We start from the raw sequence: 18,337 nt of genomic DNA, 5'->3' as shown, positions 1-18,337 counted from the left end.
AAGCAATGCGGCAATGGATGTCATCCGCACCCACTCGACCGGGCCGCCGCCACTCGCTGCCGCACCCGAACGAGTGCCTTCCCTCGGGTGCGACGTCCAGGTCAACGACTGGAACCCACCGCCCGGTTCCCAGCCCGAAGTTGCCTTCGCCGTCTCGACATTGCCCTGGCCGGCTTCAACTCCCTACGACGTGCCAGACGGCGCCAACGAGACCGGCTACTCCACTGGACTGTGTGGCTCGCCTTCCGCCCCAGCAGCACGGCCCCTCGAGTGGCGCTGAAAGTCAGCGACACGAACTCGGCCCTGGAACCGGTGGCGCTGGAACCGACGGACACGCGGCGCTCGAAGTCACCTACGACATCACCCACGACCACCTTGACGCAAACCCGCACCTGGCATGAGCACAGCTTGAGGTTTCGGTCGATGGTTCCTGCGTCAAACACCTGAACTGAGGGGAACCCCATGAAGCTGTCGCGCCTCAAGGCCGTAATCGGTGCGGCCCTGGTCGGCATGCCGCTGTTGGTGTCTACGCCGGCGTCGGCCGCCACCGCGGGTGGCCCCCTGCCCGGCCCCATCCGCGGAATGGGCTCCGAGGCGCCGTGGATGACCAACTGGGCGGAGGGCCAGGCCACCAACCAGACCGTACGCGCCACCCGGCCCGGCAGCCTGGGCATCGTGTGGCTGTGGATGCGCGACGCCGACAACGCCGAGCACTACCACGCCACCGTGAGCGACGGCACGACCACGACGCGGTACGACTTCTGGGACAACATGGCCGCCGGGGACATTGCCTACCCGGACGCCGTCTGCCAGTCCTACAAGATCACCGCGTGGGGGGAGAACCAGTGGGGCCGGGGCCCCAGCCAGACGATGACCCAGCTCTCCCTGGCGCCAAGCATGGTGATGAAGCCGAGCGCCAGCCGTGGAGCCGACGGGACCACGGCGACGTTCAGCATGCAGTACCCCCAGTGGTGGGGCTACCAGAAGTCGGTGGAAGGCCAGCCGCTGCGCGACGATCCGCGCAACCCGAAGATCACCCTCCAGCTCTCCGGCCAGCTGGTGCGCATGTCGGACAACAGGGTGGTTGCCACCGCCGCAGCGTCCAGCACGACCCGTGGCAACATGTGGACCAAGACATTCACCGGCCTGAACCCCAAGGGTGCGTACGTCTTCAAGGTCAACACGGCGAACGCATGGGGCAGCTGCGGCAGGCAGCAGGGAAAGATCCTGCTCAAGGCCCAGAAGTAGTTCAGGGCTCGGAGTAACCGCTCGTCGGTCCGACCCACGCGCAGCAGCCCGGCGCGGGCAGCTGCGATCGTGGTGGCGCTGTTTCTCGAGCACACTCCGGACTGGCGAGACGTGGGACCGGATGACGTACTCCGGATGTACGAAGGCTCGCGAATCTGCGGTCACGGGCATGTCGGCCGGAGCCGGTTCGACCGGCAGCGGCGACGTGTCGACGTGGCCGCGGTCGGGTGAGCACCTGCCGAACGGCCGTACTCGCCGGTCAGGACCGCGATCTCCGGATCGAGATGATCGCGCCACCAGACGCTCATGCCGGTGTCCTCGGCGACCCGCAGCGTCTCCCCGGCCCGCCACAGGGCGTGGAGGCGGCTGATCGCCTCCGGGTGTTTCCACCACTGCGGGCACCAGTTGACGCCGGTCGCCGCGCCCTGGGTGAACCGCCGCTCCACCACCGGGGCGAGGTCGTGGCGCAGGAAAGAGTCCAGGTCGGTGAAGATCGGCGCCGGCGATGTCAGGGGGCGGGCTCGTGCACCACCACCTGCTGCCCGAGGCGCACCTGTCGGAAGGGCGAAGGTGGCGCTGTCGCAGTGCCGACTCGGTCGTCAGTCGCCCTGCCGCCAGGCGCCCGGTGTGCGCGACGGGTCGTGTCCCAGTCCATAGCCGGCGTGGATTTCCACCGCGCTCACTCCAAGCGCGTCGAGACCTCGGTTGAGCTGCCGATTTGCTTTGAACTCGGCGGTCACGTACTGCTCCCCTTCGACCGCGGTCGCGGGAGCCCAGCCGCTTCGGCCCAGCGCTGTCATGGCCTCGTGCACCGCCACCCACGGGCGGTGTCCAGTGACACCGACCAGTGCGCACACCCGCGTGAACGACACCGGCCGGCCGACCTCGACAGGACCGGTGCCGTCGCACGTCCGCCTGCCGACCCGTGCGGCGAGTGTCGCGGCCGCCTCGATGGCATGGTCCGCGTCGCTGTTCGGCACGTCGACGACCAGTGCCACCCGTACCGTCTCCCGCTCTCGCATCACGGTCTGCAACAAGTGCGCGAACGCCTCCGCCTCGGCGTCCGTGACACCGCCACCGCCGGGATCCGCGTCGGTGTCTTCCGACCGGTCGGCACCGACGTCACCCGCTGCGTCGGGGTTCCCGTCGGCATCGACGTCTGCCCAGTACCCGGTGTCGCGGAAGCGAACGGCCGCATCTCTCCAGGCGAGAAAGGCCGGTTCGGTGCCGCTGTCGGACTCCGGTGGGGCCGGCTCACTGCCGGACAGGAACCCGCGTACGAAGTAGCGGGTCTGCTCGGAGCAGTCGCCGATCTCACCCTTGGACACCCGGGTACGGATGCCACGCTCGGCACAGTAGGCGAGCATGCGCCCGGGAAACGTGTGCGCATTGCCGTCGACCAGATAGTGCCGGCCGCATTGCTCGGTGTCGAACCACAGATCGGGGTCGACGTCCGGAGGTAACGGCGGGTGAGCAGGGAAGGTCATCGGACGACGGTAGGCCGTACCGACGACGTTGACGAACAATTTTGGCGGTGTCAGGCCGTGTCCCGGGGTGGAAGAGGACATGTCGCACCGCGGTGTCGAGGACGCGGTGCGGGCGGCACAGCGCTGCTGCAGCGCCTGAACGGCGGCGCGGGCGTCAGCGTCGCCGAAGGCACCCGCCATGATCACCAGGTCGGCGGGCTCGGCCAATTGCCCGCGCTGTCGTTGGCTCTGTGCCATGGTAAGGAGTCGGACCAGGGCCTGGTGTGGGGAGTCGTTCGTGGCGGACCGGTTGCTCACCGGCGTCGGGGGATTGGACGAGATCCTTCACGGCGGCCTGCTGCGCCAGCGGGCATACCTGGTGCGCGGCGGTCCGGGCAGCGGCAAGACGACGGTGGGTTTGCACTTCCTCCGGCAGGGCGTGGAGGCGGGTGAACCGACGCTGTTCATCAACCAGGGCGAGCCCGAGGAAGAGGTGCGGGCCAACGCCGCGGCGATCGGCCTGGACCTGACGGGCGTGAGCTTCCTCGATCTGACCCCGTCAGGGACACTGTTCGCAGAAGGCCAATCGTACGACGTGTTCCATCCGGCCGAGGTGGAACGGGAACCGACGACCCAGGCGATTGTCGACGCGGTCAGGCAGACCCGGCCCACCAGGGTGTTCCTCGACGTGATGACCCAGCTGCGCTACCTGTCGCTGGACGAGGTCCACTTCCGCCGGCAGGCGTTGACGTTGTTGCGATTTCTCGTCTCCTCCGGTGCGACAGTCCTGTTCGTTTCGGAGAGCCAGGACTCCGACGGGGATGCGGACCTGCAGTTCATGTCCGACGGTGTCGTCCACATGAACAACCGTGGCGGGCTGCGCACCGTCATGGTGTCGAAGTTCCGCGGGTCGGCGTTCGCCCCGGGCGCTCACACCCTCAGCATCGGCGCCGACGGCATGCAGGTGTATCCCCGCCTGACGCCGCAGGACCACGGCAAACCGTTCCTCGCCGAAACCATCTCCTCGGGCGTACCCGAGATCGACGAGCTGATGGCCGGCGGCCTCGAACGTGGCACCGTCACCATCATCACCGGACCCAGCGGCGTGGGAAAGACGACACTGGGTCTGCAGTTCATGAAGGAAGCGGCCGGACGAGGCGAACGCTCGGTCGTCTACACCTTCGAGGAAAGCGCCGAGGTGCTCGCGCACCGCTCGCAGCTGGTCAACATCCCCATCGCCAACATGGTCGCCACGGGCAAACTGAGCCTGGTGCAGGTCGAGCCGATGCGCTACACCGCCGATCAGTTCGGCCGGCTGGTGCGCGAGGAGGTCGAACGAGCCGACGCCCGCATCGTCATGATCGACAGTATCTCGGGCTTCGCGATGTGCATGCGCGAGGAGAAGCCCGAAACGTACCTGCACGCCGTGGCCAAGTATCTGCGCAACATGGGCGTCACCACGATCCTCATCAACGAGACGACCAACATCACCGGGGACTTCCGCGCCACCGACAACGCGATCAGCTATCTCGCGGACAACATCGTCTATCTGCGGTATATCGAGATCCGCGGCGAGCTCCGCAAGGTTCTGGGCGTACTCAAGAAGCGGCTCAGCGACTTCGAGAAGACCATGCGCGAATTCGAGATCACACGGTACGGCGTCAAGGTCGGCGCCGCACTGACCAACATGCGCGGCATCCTGCACGGCACACCCACCCTGCTCGAAACACCACCGCAATGAACGGACGTCCTCGCCGCAGCACCGGCCACCGGCAGCAACGACCGCAGCCGCGAGAACGGCGAGGGGGAGGATTCCGGTGAGCCGCATCGGCCTGCTTCTACCTGCCGGACGCAACCGCCAACTCATCGAGGACACTCTGACCCACAACAACCTCGACGTCGAAGTCGTCACCGCCACCGAGATCGCCGACACTCCCGTCGACGTCCTGCTCGCCGAACCCCGGTCGCTGCTCGAAGCGCTCACCGCAGCCGACGAGCCCGCCCGGAATTCCAGTCCCCTCGACGGCGGTTCCGGCCACCGTCCGCCGATCATGCTTCTCGCCCGGGCCAGCGACCGTCCCGCGCTGCCGGCCGACGTGGTCAACGCGGCGGACGAGATCGTCACCGTGCCGGCTCCCCAGCGGGAACTGCTCGACCGCGTCACCCGCCTGGCGGACAAACACCGACAGGCCGCGGACGAGCGCCGCCTCATGCACGAGCACGTCGCCCACATCAACCACGAACTACGGACACCTCTGCAATGCGTGCTGGCGTTCGCCGAACTGCTGCACGACGACCGCCTCGATCCCGCACACGCAGAGCTGCTGGACGGCATCATCTCCGGTGGCAAACGCATGCTCGAGCTGGTCAACGAACTCCTCGACCGCAGCCGCGCCGAAGCCGGCCACTCGCCCGAACGGACCACCTCGGTCGACTTCGCCGACACAGTCCGCGCTGCGATCGCGAGCGTCCGCCCGCTTGCCGAGCAACGCCATCTGACCCTCACCGTTCGGATGCCCACCGATACGACACCGCTCGTGCAGGCCGACCCGGTGCACGTCCACCGAATCCTGATCAACCTGCTGTCCAACGCCATCAAATACAATCGCGAGCACGGAACCGTCGATGTCTGTCTGCGGATGGAACCGGCACACGTCGCGGTCGACATCACCGACACCGGACCCGGCATCGCTTCCGACGAGCTGGAGCAGATCTTCGAGCCGTACCGACGGCTGCCCGGATCGACCGCCACCGGCACCGGCCTGGGCCTGCCCTACGCACGGATGCTCGCCGAACGCATGCAGGGCGCGATCACCGTCGAGTCGCGTCCGGGGCAGGGAAGCACTTTCACGTTGGCTTTGCCCCGCGCACTCGCGTAGCTCCGTCGCGTTCGGTCGCGCCTCGATGGCGCACGGCGAACCGGCCGGCATAACGCCGATCCGTGAAGGGCGTCGATGCAGCCAGTTGACCTGGGCCTGTCCTGGCAGCACGGTCGGGATCAACCTGCACACCGAGCCGCACGCGCTCACCCTTACTCCTGTGCAGGCGGCCGCGGACAGTCGTTGGATTCGTTGCAGAAGCGTTCAGGGGCGTCTGGGGTGCGGAATGGTCAGGTTGTCCAGGACTCCAGTGATCTGCAGGACTCGGCGTACCGGTGGAGCGGGGTTGATCACGGTGAATCGGCGGCCGATGCGTTTGGCGGTGTTGTGGGCGGCGACTAGCGCGCTGATTACGGTGGAATCGATGAACCCGACGTCGACGAGGTCGACGGTCACCGCCTCGGCGCTGTCTATCGCCTCGTGCAGCAGTTCCTGCAGGCGTCCGACGCCGGTCATGTCGATTTCGCCGGACAGAGCGACGATTCGGTGACCGGCGTCGGCGCGGATGCGGTATTGCCAGGTCGATCTCGTGTTCACCGGCCCTCGTTCCTGTTCATGAATTTTCCGGTGCCGGCGTTGCTCAGCCATCGGATCACCGGTGAAGCCGTGACGCCGTCGGGGCGCCGGGTCAGCACCAGGGTGTCGGTGAGCTGGTGAGCCGGCCACAGTCCTCGGCCGCCGGCCTGCTCGGGTGGCGACAGCCGCACCGGCAGGCCACCGACCTGGCTGCCGTAGTCGACGATTTCGCAGGTCAGCTCGCCTGGGGTCACCTGCGGCTCGGTGGAACTCCGAGACACCAGCACAATCGGCTCGGCGGCCATCGGCTGCGCCCTGAACAGCTCGTCCTCGGCCTGGCGAGCACCATCTGTCACACAAGTGCACAGTAGTGACAACCGGCCGTGAGCGCGACCTTTGCACCAGGGCAAATATGCGCAGGGCACCTGCCTGTGTCAACGTTGCATTGAGGGACGGATTCTGCCTGCCCACGTCTGTTCGGGAGGCGGCGTAGCCTCACCTCACGGCTGTGGAAGGCGCGGGAGCCGCAGGCACCTGACCTTCATCGGTGGGACGTCCGCAAGCCGGTGGTCACCCGGCAACGCCATGAGTTTCACTCCATCGAGGAAGATCGTCAAGGTTTCGCCGGCACGCGGCCGCGGTAGGCGCCGGCATGCTTTCCGAGACACTGCGCCGGGCCACGCATCCCATGGCCCAATTCGACGGACTGGCGCTCGACGCCGCCGACCCTGCGCGCGCCGCGGCTTTCTGGCAGCTCGCCCTCGGCGGCCGGAGCGATGTGGACGCCGACGACAGGCTGCTGGTGAGTCCCGGGCCGGGCCGCCCGGCCCGGGAGATCCTGCGACTGCGCGAGGCGCAGGCTCCCGCCGCCGACGATGCGCGGGTGCACGTCGACCTGCGCCTGGCCGGCCGGGCACCGGATCACCTGCTCGCCGCCGGGGGACGGATGATCCGCCCGCCCGGTGGCGACCCGTGGTATGTGCTGGCAGACCCCGAGGGCAACGAATTCTGCGCGTTCCCCGCCGTGGACGACCGGCCGGCGGGCATGTTCCAGCTGGTCGTCAAGTGCTCCGACGCGCACGGCCTGGCCCGCTGGTGGGCGCACGTGCTCGGTGGGCGGGCGGTGGACGAGGGCGAAGCCGCCGCGGTGGTCGGCGCGCCCGAGTTTCCGTGGGACTACATGGTCTTCGACCCGGTGCCCGAAATCGAACGCTACAGCAGCCGTACCCGCTGGCATCTGGTAGCCCGGGACCCCGATCTCACCGCTTTGCGGGCCGTGGGCGCCCGGGTCCTCGCGGGCCCGGACGGGTCGCGCCATGAGTGGGTGCTCGCCGACCCCGGCGGCAACGAGTTCTGCGTGGCCGTGGGGAAGATATGAGGCCGGCGAAGTACGGGGCCCGCTTCGTGAACGTCGCGGCCTCGGTGGACGACCCGGGAAGCCCGCAGCGGCGCGGACTCGCCGGGCGGTGGGACCAGCTCCGGGCGTACGGTTCGCCTAAATAGTCTGTTCACATTCTCCGTGCCGTGTCGCTTTGCCCATCGGGTAGCCCCGGACGGCTGAACTTCAGCGGGCGCCCCGGCCCGGTCACGGTGCCGTTTCGCCCCGATGACCTAGAGATATGGACACCTGCCTGGTGGCTGTTTGCCCTCGTGCAACGGTCGCGACGGGGTCGGGGCGTCGGTAGCGTGCGGAGCATGACAGACGGTGCTCGGTCGGTCGAGGGCGAGCCGGATACGTCAGAAGCGGCGGCCGCTCCGCCGACCGTGTTGTTACACCAGTACTTCACCAAGGCACAGGTGAGCTTGCTGCGGTCGGCGGTGAGCGCGGCGGTGGCCGGAGCCGGACTGTCCGGCGTGCTCTGCGATGACTTCGTCCTGGCGGTCCACGAACTGGTCACCAACGCGGTACGCCACGGCGGGGGTACCGGGCACCTCGCGCTGTGGCAGCAGGCTGACGTGCTCACCTGCGAGATCGTCGACTACGGCGGCCAGGCCGGCGCGCTTCCGGTGCGATTGGCACCACCCGACCAGACCGGCGGCCGGGGCTTGTGGATGGCGCACCACCTCACCGGCACGCTCGTGCTGACCCAGCGCCTCGACGGAGTCACCGCCGCGGTCAGCGTCCGCGTGACGGCATCACCGGCCACGTCAACGGCGGTTCATCGGCTCTTCTGAGCTTCCAGCTTTACCGGATCACCACCAACCACGTCTCCTGCCGACCACTCGCCTCCAAGCAAGCTGTCCGTACTACGGCGGGTTGGCCGGCTAGATGAAACAGCGTGAACTCGACGATCACTCGCGCGCAGATTGCGACCTGGGATCCGGCGGGATCCCGCCACACAGAGGGAGCCGGCCGGTGAGGGCGTACATGCCCAGGGCTGACCGCGCCTACCTGCGTATGATGCGCGTAAATGCGGCGTAGGACAACAGGAGAGTGGACGGGTGGGCCCGGGACGCAACGCCATAGCCGCGGTGGGCCTGCTGGTCGCTCTCGGTGCCATGGTCGCGGTGCCGGCGGTACCGGCCGCCCTGCTGCCGGACGAGGGCCCGGCGTTGCCGGCCGGACGGCTCGAGGTCGGTTACGGCGTCGCTTTGACAGTGCCGCACGGGGCGCGGCTGGATCTGGGTGATTCCCGGCCCGGCGGCGGCAGTGTCACGTTTCGGGCAGGCTCGGCGACCGTCACCGTGTCGGCCGTGCCGGTGCCCGAGCGGCCGGAGGAATTCGTCGCGCACACCCGTCGTAAGTTCGCCCGCGACGAAGGGCTGAAGCCGGGCCCGGCGCAACCGTTGCGCCTCGACGGCGGGGTGACGGGTGAGCGGGGCGACCTGATCGCCAGCGATGAAACGGCCATCGGGGAACCGGGCTGCTACGGTGCGGCCGTCTCCGAGGGCGTGGGAGCCGTGGCGGTGATCTCACCGGTCGCCGGGTGCGCGGCCGTGCCGGGCGAGATCTGGAGGGCTCTCGCCAGCATGACCTTCGAGCCGGAGAAGCAGCGATGATCTGGCATTCGCCGGGCTCCCGGCCCGCACCGCCTTCCGGGCATTGGCCGGCACCGCCGGGTGGCCATCCGGGCCCGCTGCCGCCAGCGGCACAGCACGCGTACGAGCCATACCGAACGCCCGCATTGTGGGTACTCGGCGCAGTCGTTGGCTTGACCGCGCTGGGAGTGGCCGCGTTGGCGGTTTCGCTGACGATCAGCTCCCCTCGGGCAGCGGCGGCCGCGCTGCCCCTGGCGCTGGCAGCGGCGGCGTCCTGGCTGACGGCGTTGCTCGCGCTGGCCGACCCGGTCGAACGCCGGCCGGCATGGCTGGTGTCGTCGGCGCTGGCCTGGGGTGGCTCGGTCGCGATAGCGGCGGGAGCGGCCGGCGGCTATGTCGTGGACCTCCTCGTGGCCAAGGCCGTCACACCGACGTTCGCCGCGCAGTGGGGTGCGGCGATCGCCGCACCGTACGCGGAGGAGATCGGCAAGGGCGCCGGTGTCGTCATGGTCCTGCTGGTGGCTCGGCCATACATGATCACCGTCTGGTCCGGCGCGGTGTACGGCGCCGTGGTGGGGGTCGGCTTCGCGCTGGTCGAGGACCTCAGCTACGCCCTGGGCGCGGCGGATGAGGTACTTCCCGACGACGCCGGCGCGGCGGTCTCCAGCCTGGTGCTGCGGATGGCGGTGCCCGGGCTCGTCGGCCATCCGCTGTTCACGGCGACGGTAGGTGCCGGCATCGCGTACGCCTGGTTGCGGCGCGACCGGTCCCGGCCGCGCCGACTCGGCGTACTGGCCGCCAGCGCAGCCGGGGCGGCTCTGATACATGCCGTGGTGAACTCGCCGCTGGCGTTCGGCGCTACGGAGCTGCTGGCCGCCGTACCCGGGACCAGCGCAATGGCCGGTTATCTGCTGGTCGTCACCGCATCCGCGCTTCCCGCACTGTGGTGGTTGCATCGGGTACGCCGCTCGGATGCCCGGATGCTGGTGGCCCGGGCCGCCGCGCTCGCCCCTGACGCGATACCACCCGAAGACGTGCAGATCGTGGCCGGAGTACGAGCGCGGCTTTCCTCGGTCTGGCGGATCCGCCGCAGGCACGGCGCCGAAGCCGCCCACGGTGCCGCCAGGCTCCGCCGCGCACAGGTGCGGCTGACCGCCGCGTCGGCCCGGCCATACCGGGGATATCCGCCTGTCGGCCCATTCGGACCGGCAGCGCCAGTGCAGTGGTGGTGGCACGAGGCCGTCGCGGCGCGCCAGGCGTCGCAAGGATCAGCGACCTCCGCACCCCCGTCGGAGCCAGGCGCACCATCGGGTACGGCCCCAGCACCCGATCGACGAACGACCATAGCCGCCGCGACGGTACTGGCCGTCGCCGTCGCCGGCTTGCTGTCCAGTCCTGTCTCGGTCCTCGCAGTGGCCGGTGCCGCGGTCCTGCGGTGGCGCCGGAGCCGTAGTCGCCTGGTGTTCACCGCCGAAGCCTCCGCGGTGTTCAGCGGCTACTGCGCTTTCGCCTCAGTACTCACCAACACCCTTTACCCGCAGTGATCCGTCGGCGGCTCGGGCCGTGAGCCTTCGCTGCCGCCCGTCGGCTGCCTTCGCGTGGCCTCCGTACGCGGATCCTGGGAACCTCGAATGCGCAGCTCGCATGACATGAGCCACACCAACGAGCCAGTCAGTCGCAGCTACTCTGATCCGACGCCCGCCAATCCGCTGCCGCTTCACCGCCGCGGTGCTCGCCCATCGACAAGAGAGCCCAACTTGCCCGACATCGACACCACCGTCCTGGACGACCCGGTCGGGCAGTCACTGAACGGCCGGCACGCTCATCTCGCGCGCCGCGCGGGCAATGTCTGCACCTACCGAACCGGCGTCGCCACGTTCTCCGCGATCCCCGCCGAGCCGACCGCCGCGGATTGGGACGACCTGGCCCGCCTGCTCGGCAGCGGCCAGTTCGCGGACCTGTTCAGCGCGCCGGCCTCCCCGCCCGCGAACTGGGAGCCGGTCTTCACCCTGGCCGGCGTGCAGATGGTCCTCGACGAGGCGCCGGCGGAGACCCGCGGCGACGCCCAGGCGCGCGAACTGGGACAGGCCGACGTTCCCGAGATGCTCGCGCTCACCGAGCTCACCCGTCCCGGACCGTTCTGGCCCCGAACGATCGAGATGGGCACCTTCCACGGCGTACGCGACAACGCGACCCTGGTCGCCATGGCCGGTGAGCGGCTTTGCCCACCCGGATGGACGGAGATCAGCAGCGTCTGCTCAGCACCGCAATACCGCGGACGCGGACTGGCCGCAACCGTGGTCCACGCCGCCATGAAGCAGATCCTTGCGCGCGGCGACCGCCCGTTCCTGCACGTCGCAGCAGACAACCTCAACGCGATCCGGCTCTACGAGCGCCTCGGCTTCACCGTCCGCAGACACGTCCGATTCCACGGCTACCGGACCCCCTGAGGCGCGGACGACAGCATCGGCTCGCCCGTTCGCTGCACACCGTTCCGGCCAGCCGAGCAGCAGGCCCACATGGCTCATCAGCTCCGAGAGCGAGGCGGTCAACACCCCGGCCAAGGAACTGTTGGCAGCTGTTCCAGCCCGGTCCGGACCCCACGTCTCCCCTGTGGTCAAGTCGGCGAGAACTCAGGATTCTGTCCCACGAGCCATGAAGAGCCCCAGGCGAGGCGTCGCGGTCTCAGTCGTCGACCGGCGGACGGCGGACGGTTCCCGGAGGTGCTTGAAGGACCGCCCTGATCCTCTGCATGATGTCGTGCGGTTGCTCGGTGTGGGGCTTGCAAGACGATGCATCAACTCCGACATCGAAAAACGGCATCCTGAAGAAGGTGCCCTCCGCATGAGAGCCGAAGCCGAGAACGTTTTCGCCTTCGTTCTCCGGACCTACGGAGTCGTCTCCAACTCCATCGGTCCGTGACGGACAGCGACCTCCACGATCTCGTAACGCACAACAGGAGGAGTAGCAATGGGCCGCCGATCGCAGCCGAACGGCCGGTTCTCCCTGCGCAGGGCGATGCACTTCGAACCGCTTGAGGCGGCGATCGCCGTCACATCCTTCCTCGTCGCCCTCATCGCAATCACGGTCATCCAGAGCGAAATCGACGCGATCGGCGACCTGACCGACAACGGACACTGTCTGGACGCAGAGGTCGAAGAGGCCGGGTGGCTGAAGAGCCTGCGGCTGGGCAAGTCCGCGGACCTCACCTTCGCGGTCGACGGGGTCCGCTACCACGCCACGCTTCATTACCAAAGTGACCAGACACTGCAGAAACACTCCACCGTGAGGATCTGCACGGATCCCGCCGATCCCACAACCTTCGGCATCGACAGCTATGCAATCACCGGCGATTCGACCGACCTTTGGCTGCGTGGAGTCATCGCCGCTCCCATCGGGTCCGTCGGCGCCATCGTTTTCGTCCTCCTCCTCTCCAAACACCAGTGGCGTTTCCATGACAAGGATTCCGAGCAGGACTGAAACGGCCTGGAGGAACCAAGCGCATCGAATACGGACGACTCGTCGTCGAGTGATCAACTCGTAACGGTCATGACAGACCGATGACACGGTCGGCGCCCAAGCAGGCGATCGAGCCTCCATGACCGCATAACCGGTCTGGGAAAGCTCGGAAGGCGGCAGCCTTGCTCGACGGACGCGCGCCGAGCGCCGCTCTCAAGGATTTGCCGGCGGCGGGCCTCTCGGAGGCATGCCGCCGGGACCGCCCGATCCACCGGGGCGTCCGGAGCCACCCGGTCCGGGCGGGGCACCGGACGGGCGACCGTCGCCGGAGAGCTGACCTCCGGACGGCGCGGTACGGGTATCGACGCGCACGGCCAGCGACACGGCGTAGCCCTTGGTCACGTCGCCGGTGACCGTACCGAGCTGGGTGGCGCCGCCGTCGTCGCCGAAGACGTTGTCGGACGCGAGGGTGAGCTGGGCAAGGTTGGTGACCGACCGCTCGTAACCGGCCTGCTGGAACACGGTGTCGCAGGTGTTCTTCGGCAGGGCGACCTGCGAGGTGGCGATCGCCTTGGTGGAGTCGGTGATGCTGGTCGAAGCCCAGCCCTTGGTCCTCGAGGTCGTCGTCCGGCCGGACGAGCGGCGGCGATCTCCTCGGCGACCTGGGTGGCGTCCACGGCAGCAACCGCGCCGTTCTTCGCCGTCGGCAGCCCGGCCTTGACAGCGGCGGTCAGGTCGTCGTGCGACACCCCTTGGGCCTCGGCCACGTCGTTCAATCGACGAGTCCACCGCCCGCACGTCGCGACACACGTCGATGCCGCTGCCGTCAGGCAGGCGCGCGTCGAGCACCGCCACGTCCGGCCGCAACGCGGGGATCCGGTGGGTCGCCTTCTGCGCGGCGTCGACGGAGCTGGATCGGAGTGCCAAAAGAGACTAGAGAAGGACGTGAAGACCGCCACCTACCGGGCCCTGCACAGCTGTGCAGGGCCGGCGCGGCGGGACGCTTGTCGGAACAGGGCCTTGCGGGCCGTTCGCACCCTCCAGGTAGGCAGGCTCCGGGGACGAGTGGCCCTGACGTACGGAACGGACGAAGCGCCATGCTTGCCTTGACGTTCACGAAAGGCTGACGAGCACATCGCAGCGGTCCAGCGATGCGGACGCGCTGGCTGTGCGCAGGAAGCAGACGACCTGCACCACGATGCTTCCCACGAAAGTGAAGGCCAGGACGACTCTCGCCACGAGCGCCCAGCCGACCGGCTCGGTGTCCAGCTGGAAGGGGAAGACCCGCCGGATACGCACCCGCGCCGCGGCTCCGATGGACATGCGACGACATCAGCGAGGGACGCCAGCCATCGCGGGTCGTACATCATCCCGGAGGAAGTCGACGTGGCGTAGGCAGGCCCGTAGCTTCTTCTGCATCAGATCGGGCCGACGGGCCTCACCGCTTGCCCATTCCTGGAGTCTCGACGTCGCCGCTGGCCGAGCCACTGTAACCCGGCTGGCTCGAGGGGTAGGCGTAGAGCTCGGCGATCCGTACTCGGGATGCGTGAAGCCGGTCGGCGAGCACCGCGAACAACCTGCGAGTCAGTTCCTTGCCGAGGTCGGGATCGTCGGCCATCAACCGGCGTACGCGCGGGGCGTCGAACTCCACGGCCTGGCATTCGTCGGCGACCACAGCGCCCAGCGTCCACCGGTACGGCGCCTGCAGCCAGGACCAGCCCACCACCCCACCGGCCTCGATGCGCTCCAGGACGATGTCGCCGCGGCCGGGCACGGGAAAGTCCAGGGCGACCGCTCCCGAGCTCAGCAGCCAGAAGTGGTTCGCCGCGCCGCCCTCGCGGAACAGACGGTAGCCGGCATGCCGCAGGACCGGCCGGGCCAGCGGGGCGAGCTGCCGTAGCCAGCCGGCCGGCAGATCAGCCAGGAACGGATGCAGGGCGAGGCGGTCGAAGACGGTCAAGGCAGCCATGGTTCACCTCCGGACGCTCAGGGACGTCACGCTCAGGGGCCGTACCGGGTCGGGCTTTCACTGTCCCGGTTTCCGGGCGGCAGGATCCGGTCGAGCAGATCTTCGAGTACGGGACCGGCGGTGATGAGTAGGGCCAGCACCGTCAGGATGGCGATGTGGAACCATGACATGGCCGTTCTCCTTCCGCTCGACCTGAGGTGCCCTATGGCCTGACCTCAGGCGACGCCACGGGCTATGCCGGCACCGAGGATCTCGCGGTCGTCGTAGTCATAGCTCAACTCGTCGACGACGCCCACGACGCCCGGAATCTGGCGGGTGAGCCGGCCGGCGATGTCCGCGCTCGACCACCGGTCGACCCGGCCGGTGAGCGTCACCATGCCCTCCTGCACGTCGGCGCGCACCTTCCCCGCCACATCGTCCAGGTACAGACGGACGATCCGCTCCTCGACCTCACCGCGGATGTCGTCGTCGGGGCGCAGATGCACCTTCAGCAGGTCGCTACGGGAGACGATGCCGATCAGCCGGCCGAGCTCGTCGACGACCGGCAGCCGCTTGACGTTCTCGCTGTCCATCAGCCGCGCCGCCGCCGCGATCGACATGCCCGTCGACGCGGTCACCGCCGGGCTGCTCATGAGATCTCCGGCAGTGGGGGCGGCGGCCTTGGTGCGCTCCCCACGGCGGCGCCGGCCCTCGAACAGCCGCGGCTTCTCCGCACCCGCGTACTCGATCTTGCGCAGCAGGTCCGCCTCGGACACCACACCGATCACCCGCTCGAACGCATCCACCACCGGCACCGCGCTCAACCGGTTACCGATGAGCAGATCCACCACTGCCCGGTAAGGCGCCGCCTCGGCAACCGTGATCACCGGCATCGTCATGACGTCGTCCACACGCCAGTTCTTCATCACGCAACCTCCTTGTCACCTCGCACGCTAGGCCCGCAGCCCAGCCACCGGTCAGGGCCGACCGGCCCCACCTGACAGGACTCCCCACCGGAGGTCCCATCCGGCCGGGACCAACGGCCCGTGCGCTCGGGTGACGTCGTGCGAAGCATGGGAGCCGAGCCGGCAAGAAGGCGCTACGGGTACGGATCCTGCGCCTCGCCCGGAGATATCTCCCTCGGCACGGCCGACCAGCCCACAGGAGGACACCGGTGCAGACATCGGTCAGTACGGTGCACGGCCTCAGCTCCACCGAGGCCGCCACCCGCCTCGCCGCCGAAGGGCCCAACGCCGTGACGGCACCGCGGCCTCGCGGATTGCTGCACCGCATCGGGCAGCAGTTGGCCGACCCCCTGGTCCTGCTGCTGATCGCCGCGGCGGTCGTCACCACAGCCCTCGGAGATCTGCCGGACACTGCCGTCATCGTGCTCGTGGTCGTGGTCAACACGATCATCGGCGTGGCCCAGGAAGTCCGGGCGGATCGGGCCATCGCGGCGCTGGACCAGCTGGCCGCGCCGGAGGCCCGCGTGGTACGGGACGGCACCGATCTCGTCGTTCCGGCGGCCTCGCTGGTCCGGGAGGATCTGGTGCGGCTGGAGGCAGGCGACATCGTCCCGGCCGACCTGCGACTCGTCGACGCCCAGCAGGCGAGCTTCGACGAGTCGGCGCTGACCGGCGAGTCCGTACCGGTCCACCGGGACAGGGGCGAGGAAGCCAGCGCGGGGACCGTCCTGACCACCGGCCGGGCGGCGGGCATCGTGGTCGCGACCGGACCGGCGAGCTCGCTGGGGCGCATCTCCGACCTCGTCTCGAGGACCAGACCGGGACCCACCCCGCTGCAGCGCCGGATCGCCGGCCTGGGGCGAGTGCTGGGCCTCGCCGCCGTCGCCGTCTCGTCGATCGTCTTCGCGGCCGGACTGCTCGCGGGTCAGCCCGTCACCCGGATGGCGATCACCGCGGTGAGCCTGGTGGTAGCCGCCGTACCGGAGTCACTGCCCGCGGTGGTCACTCTCGCCCTGGCGTTGGGAGCGCGGCGGATGGCCCGTGCCCGCGCCATCCCGCGCCGGCTGCACGCCGTCGAGACGCTCGGGTCGGTCACCGTCATCGCGAGCGACAAGACGGGCACCCTGACCGAGAACAGGATGAGCGTGCAACGGGCGGTCACCGCGGACGGTGCCCGCTGGGACATCGCGGGCACCGGATACGCGCCGGAGGGCGAGATACGACAGGACGGGACGCCGGTGCCGTCCTCGCCGGAGCTGCGCCGGCTGGCCCTGGCGGGGTTGCTGTGCAACGACGCCGACCTGATCGCCCCCGGTGAGGACCACCCGCAGTGGCAGGCCGCCGGTGACCCGATGGAGGCGGCGCTGGTCGCCTTCGCCGCCCGCTGCGCGATGACCCCGGCCGCGGAGCGCGCCGCCGCGCCGCGGGTCGCGGAGGAACCGTTCGACCAGGGCACCCGCCGGATGACGACCGTGCACCGCAGGGCGTCCGGCGATTTCCTCGTGGTCCGCAAGGGCGCGCCGGAGAGCCTGCTCGACGTCCGGACGGACGCCGCGCTGCTCGATGCGGCCGCCTCCCTCGCCGCCGAGGGCTTGCGTGTCCTGGCGGTCGCGACGGCCGTCTCGGCCACGGAGCCCCGTCTGGACCGGCTCCCGGCGCTGCGCGTCGCCGGGCTGGTCGGCATCGGTGATCCGTTGCGCGCCTCGGCTCGCGCCACCGCGGACGCGTTCGCGGCGTCCGGCGTACGGCTGGTGCTGATCACCGGGGACCACCCGGCCACCGCCGCGGCCATCGGCACCCAGCTGGGCATCGCCGGTCCCGGCGACCAGGTCGTCTGCGGCGACGCGGACGAACTCGCCGGGGCCCGGGTGTACGCCCGGATCCGCCCTGAGCAGAAGCTCGAGATCATCGCGGGCCTGCAGAAGAGCGGCGAGGTCGTGGCCATGACCGGTGACGGCGTGAACGACGCCCCGGCACTGCGCCGCGCGGACATCGGGGTAGCCATGGGCGGTGGGACGGAGGTGGCCCGGCAGGCCGCCGAGCTCGTGCTGGTGGACGACAACCTCGGCACCGTTTCCGGCGCCATCGGTGAGGGCCGCCGGATCTACGACAACATCCGCCGCTTCCTGCGCTACGCCCTGTCCGGCGGCATCGCGGAGCTGATCGTGATGCTCGCCGGTCCGCTCCTCGGCATGCCCCTGGCGCTGCTGCCCGGGCAGCTTTTGTGGATCAACTTGCTGACGCACGGTGTTCCCGGTGTGGCGATGGGCGCCGAACCCGCCGACAAGGGCGTACTGCGCCGCCCGCCGCGGTCGCCTCAAGAGTCGGTGCTCGGCGACGGGCTCCTGCGCAGTGTCCTGATGATCGGCCTGTGTGTGGCGAGCGTCGTCCTGGCTGCCGGTGTGCTGGCGCAGCGGCTGGACCGGCCGTGGCAGTCGGTGATGTTCGTCGTTCTGGGGCTGGCGCAGCTCGGCGTCGCGCTCGCCGTCCGGGCCCGGCCGGAACCCGGTACACCGCGCAACTGGTCGCTGCTCGCGGCGGTGCTCGGGTCCGGTGTCCTTCAGGTGTCCGCGGTGCTGCTCGAGCCACTGCGTACCTTGCTCGGAACCGAGGCTCTCACGGCGGATGAACTGCTGGTCTGCGCCGTCGTGGCGACGCTGCCGGCACTCGGCCTGCGGATCTTCCGGCGTTGCCGGCCTCGCCGCGAAGCCGCTCGTCGCCGCAGCACCCTGACGGACGTCTCGTGACTCGGGGCGCGCCCTGGAGCCGTCGGCACAGGGCCCACATGACGAGCGAGACCGCCCGGCACGCCGGGCGTGCGGACATCCTGCGGGAACTGCTCGACGGGACCACCGGTCGCTGGGCTGCGGGCCGGTT

19 protein-coding genes and 2 pseudogenes are annotated in these 18,337 nt (G+C 69.4%); 11 read left to right on the top strand and 10 right to left on the bottom strand.

What is annotated here, in order from left to right:
• Positions 1–462 precede the first annotated feature (462 nt).
• A complete protein-coding gene (locus IEY99_RS34725) occupies positions 463–1,248 on the top strand; it encodes a hypothetical protein (RefSeq protein ID WP_229799436.1) in 786 nt (261 codons plus the stop codon).
• 161 nt (positions 1,249–1,409) lie between these two features.
• Here the strand turns inward: IEY99_RS34725 and IEY99_RS34720 are convergent, their stop codons facing one another.
• Complete coding sequence (locus IEY99_RS34720; protein WP_229799435.1) at positions 1,410–1,697, bottom strand: DUF4913 domain-containing protein; 288 nt, start codon at positions 1,695–1,697, stop codon at positions 1,410–1,412.
• Positions 1,698–1,847: 150 nt separating this feature from the next.
• Positions 1,848–2,735: a hypothetical protein gene (locus IEY99_RS31580; RefSeq protein ID WP_189207769.1), complete on the bottom strand. Its 888-nt coding sequence runs from the start codon at positions 2,733–2,735 to the stop codon at positions 1,848–1,850.
• A gap of 277 nt (positions 2,736–3,012) precedes the next feature.
• Here IEY99_RS31580 and IEY99_RS31575 point away from each other — a divergent pair, with 277 nt between their 5' ends.
• Positions 3,013–4,455 (top strand): ATPase domain-containing protein, encoded by a 1,443-nt coding sequence (locus IEY99_RS31575; RefSeq protein ID WP_229799434.1) that lies wholly within the window; start codon positions 3,013–3,015, stop codon positions 4,453–4,455.
• 76 nt (positions 4,456–4,531) lie between these two features.
• Positions 4,532–5,593, top strand: coding sequence for a sensor histidine kinase (locus tag IEY99_RS31570; protein WP_189207768.1), 1,062 nt, complete (start codon positions 4,532–4,534; stop codon positions 5,591–5,593).
• Between the two features lie 204 nt (positions 5,594–5,797).
• Here the strand turns inward: IEY99_RS31570 and IEY99_RS31565 are convergent, their stop codons facing one another.
• The gene (locus IEY99_RS31565; RefSeq protein ID WP_189207767.1) at positions 5,798–6,181 is read right to left on the bottom strand and encodes an STAS domain-containing protein; all 384 of its coding nucleotides are present in this window, start codon (positions 6,179–6,181) and stop codon (positions 5,798–5,800) included.
• Entirely contained in the window at positions 6,127–6,465 is a 339-nt protein-coding gene (locus tag IEY99_RS31560; protein ID WP_189207766.1) for an ATP-binding protein, read from the bottom strand. The genes IEY99_RS31565 and IEY99_RS31560 overlap by 55 nt, the downstream gene beginning before the upstream one ends.
• A gap of 296 nt (positions 6,466–6,761) precedes the next feature.
• Here IEY99_RS31560 and IEY99_RS31555 point away from each other — a divergent pair, with 296 nt between their 5' ends.
• The 6 genes from IEY99_RS31555 (at position 6,762) to IEY99_RS31530 (ending at position 12,568) form a co-directional block, all read left to right on the top strand.
• Positions 6,762–7,487 (top strand): VOC family protein, encoded by a 726-nt coding sequence (locus IEY99_RS31555; RefSeq protein WP_189207765.1) that lies wholly within the window; start codon positions 6,762–6,764, stop codon positions 7,485–7,487.
• 317 nt (positions 7,488–7,804) lie between these two features.
• Entirely contained in the window at positions 7,805–8,284 is a 480-nt protein-coding gene (locus IEY99_RS31550) for an ATP-binding protein (RefSeq protein WP_189207764.1), read from the top strand.
• Between the two features lie 267 nt (positions 8,285–8,551).
• The gene (locus tag IEY99_RS31545) at positions 8,552–9,109 is read left to right on the top strand and encodes a hypothetical protein (protein WP_189207763.1); all 558 of its coding nucleotides are present in this window, start codon (positions 8,552–8,554) and stop codon (positions 9,107–9,109) included.
• A gap of 176 nt (positions 9,110–9,285) precedes the next feature.
• Complete coding sequence (locus IEY99_RS31540) at positions 9,286–10,632, top strand: PrsW family glutamic-type intramembrane protease (RefSeq protein WP_189207762.1); 1,347 nt, start codon at positions 9,286–9,288, stop codon at positions 10,630–10,632.
• Positions 10,633–10,845: 213 nt separating this feature from the next.
• Positions 10,846–11,538 carry a GNAT family N-acetyltransferase gene (locus IEY99_RS31535; protein WP_229799433.1) on the top strand — a complete coding sequence of 231 codons (693 nt, stop codon included), beginning with the start codon at positions 10,846–10,848 and terminating at the stop codon, positions 11,536–11,538.
• 520 nt (positions 11,539–12,058) lie between these two features.
• On the top strand, positions 12,059–12,568 hold the full coding sequence (locus IEY99_RS31530; RefSeq protein WP_189207761.1) for a hypothetical protein: 510 nt from the start codon (positions 12,059–12,061) through the stop codon (positions 12,566–12,568).
• Positions 12,569–12,760: 192 nt separating this feature from the next.
• Here the strand turns inward: IEY99_RS31530 and IEY99_RS31525 are convergent, their stop codons facing one another.
• The 6 genes and pseudogenes from IEY99_RS31525 to IEY99_RS31505 form a co-directional block, all read right to left on the bottom strand.
• Positions 12,761–13,069 carry a hypothetical protein gene (locus tag IEY99_RS31525; RefSeq protein ID WP_229799439.1) on the bottom strand — a complete coding sequence of 103 codons (309 nt, stop codon included), beginning with the start codon at positions 13,067–13,069 and terminating at the stop codon, positions 12,761–12,763.
• 249 nt (positions 13,070–13,318) lie between these two features.
• Positions 13,319–13,444 (bottom strand): annotated as a pseudogene (locus IEY99_RS34715) (response regulator); the annotation flags it as partial.
• 216 nt (positions 13,445–13,660) lie between these two features.
• Entirely contained in the window at positions 13,661–13,870 is a 210-nt protein-coding gene (locus IEY99_RS31520) for a hypothetical protein (protein ID WP_189207760.1), read from the bottom strand.
• Between the two features lie 115 nt (positions 13,871–13,985).
• Complete coding sequence (locus IEY99_RS31515) at positions 13,986–14,516, bottom strand: Crp/Fnr family transcriptional regulator (protein ID WP_229799432.1); 531 nt, start codon at positions 14,514–14,516, stop codon at positions 13,986–13,988.
• 32 nt (positions 14,517–14,548) lie between these two features.
• A complete protein-coding gene (locus IEY99_RS31510) occupies positions 14,549–14,686 on the bottom strand; it encodes a hypothetical protein (protein ID WP_189207759.1) in 138 nt (45 codons plus the stop codon).
• Between the two features lie 45 nt (positions 14,687–14,731).
• Complete coding sequence (locus IEY99_RS31505; protein ID WP_189207758.1) at positions 14,732–15,421, bottom strand: CBS domain-containing protein; 690 nt, start codon at positions 15,419–15,421, stop codon at positions 14,732–14,734.
• Positions 15,422–15,669: 248 nt separating this feature from the next.
• On the opposite strand from IEY99_RS31505, the gene IEY99_RS31500 reads away from it, so the two are divergent.
• Positions 15,670–18,207, top strand: coding sequence for a cation-translocating P-type ATPase (locus tag IEY99_RS31500; RefSeq protein ID WP_189207757.1), 2,538 nt, complete (start codon positions 15,670–15,672; stop codon positions 18,205–18,207).
• Positions 18,204–18,320 (top strand): annotated as a pseudogene (locus IEY99_RS31495) (mycothiol transferase); the annotation flags it as partial. The gene IEY99_RS31500 and the pseudogene IEY99_RS31495, both read left to right, overlap by 4 nt.
• Positions 18,321–18,337: the final 17 nt, after the last annotated feature.

This window comes from Couchioplanes azureus (assembly GCF_014648355.1).
GTDB classification, from domain to species: Bacteria; Actinomycetota; Actinomycetes; order Mycobacteriales; family Micromonosporaceae; genus Actinoplanes; species Actinoplanes azureus.
This window is presented reverse-complemented; position numbering and strand designations above follow the sequence as displayed.

Bases quoted from the DNA above. Each gene is read 5' to 3' on its own strand.
- IEY99_RS31555 (WP_189207765.1), top strand. From the start codon at position 6,762: ATGCTTTCCGAGACACTGCGCCGGGCCACGCATCCCATGGCCCAATTC.
- IEY99_RS31515 (WP_229799432.1), bottom strand. From the start codon at position 14,516: ATGGCTGCCTTGACCGTCTTCGACCGCCTCGCCCTGCATCCGTTCCTG.
- IEY99_RS31550 (WP_189207764.1), top strand. From the start codon at position 7,805: ATGACAGACGGTGCTCGGTCGGTCGAGGGCGAGCCGGATACGTCAGAA.
- IEY99_RS31565 (WP_189207767.1), bottom strand. From the start codon at position 6,181: ATGGCTGAGCAACGCCGGCACCGGAAAATTCATGAACAGGAACGAGGG.
- IEY99_RS31530 (WP_189207761.1), top strand. From the start codon at position 12,059: ATGGGCCGCCGATCGCAGCCGAACGGCCGGTTCTCCCTGCGCAGGGCG.
- IEY99_RS34725 (WP_229799436.1), top strand. From the start codon at position 463: ATGAAGCTGTCGCGCCTCAAGGCCGTAATCGGTGCGGCCCTGGTCGGC.
- IEY99_RS31505 (WP_189207758.1), bottom strand. From the start codon at position 15,421: ATGAAGAACTGGCGTGTGGACGACGTCATGACGATGCCGGTGATCACG.
- IEY99_RS31580 (WP_189207769.1), bottom strand. From the start codon at position 2,735: ATGACCTTCCCTGCTCACCCGCCGTTACCTCCGGACGTCGACCCCGAT.
- IEY99_RS31520 (WP_189207760.1), bottom strand. From the start codon at position 13,870: ATGTCCATCGGAGCCGCGGCGCGGGTGCGTATCCGGCGGGTCTTCCCC.
- IEY99_RS31510 (WP_189207759.1), bottom strand. From the start codon at position 14,686: ATGTCATGGTTCCACATCGCCATCCTGACGGTGCTGGCCCTACTCATC.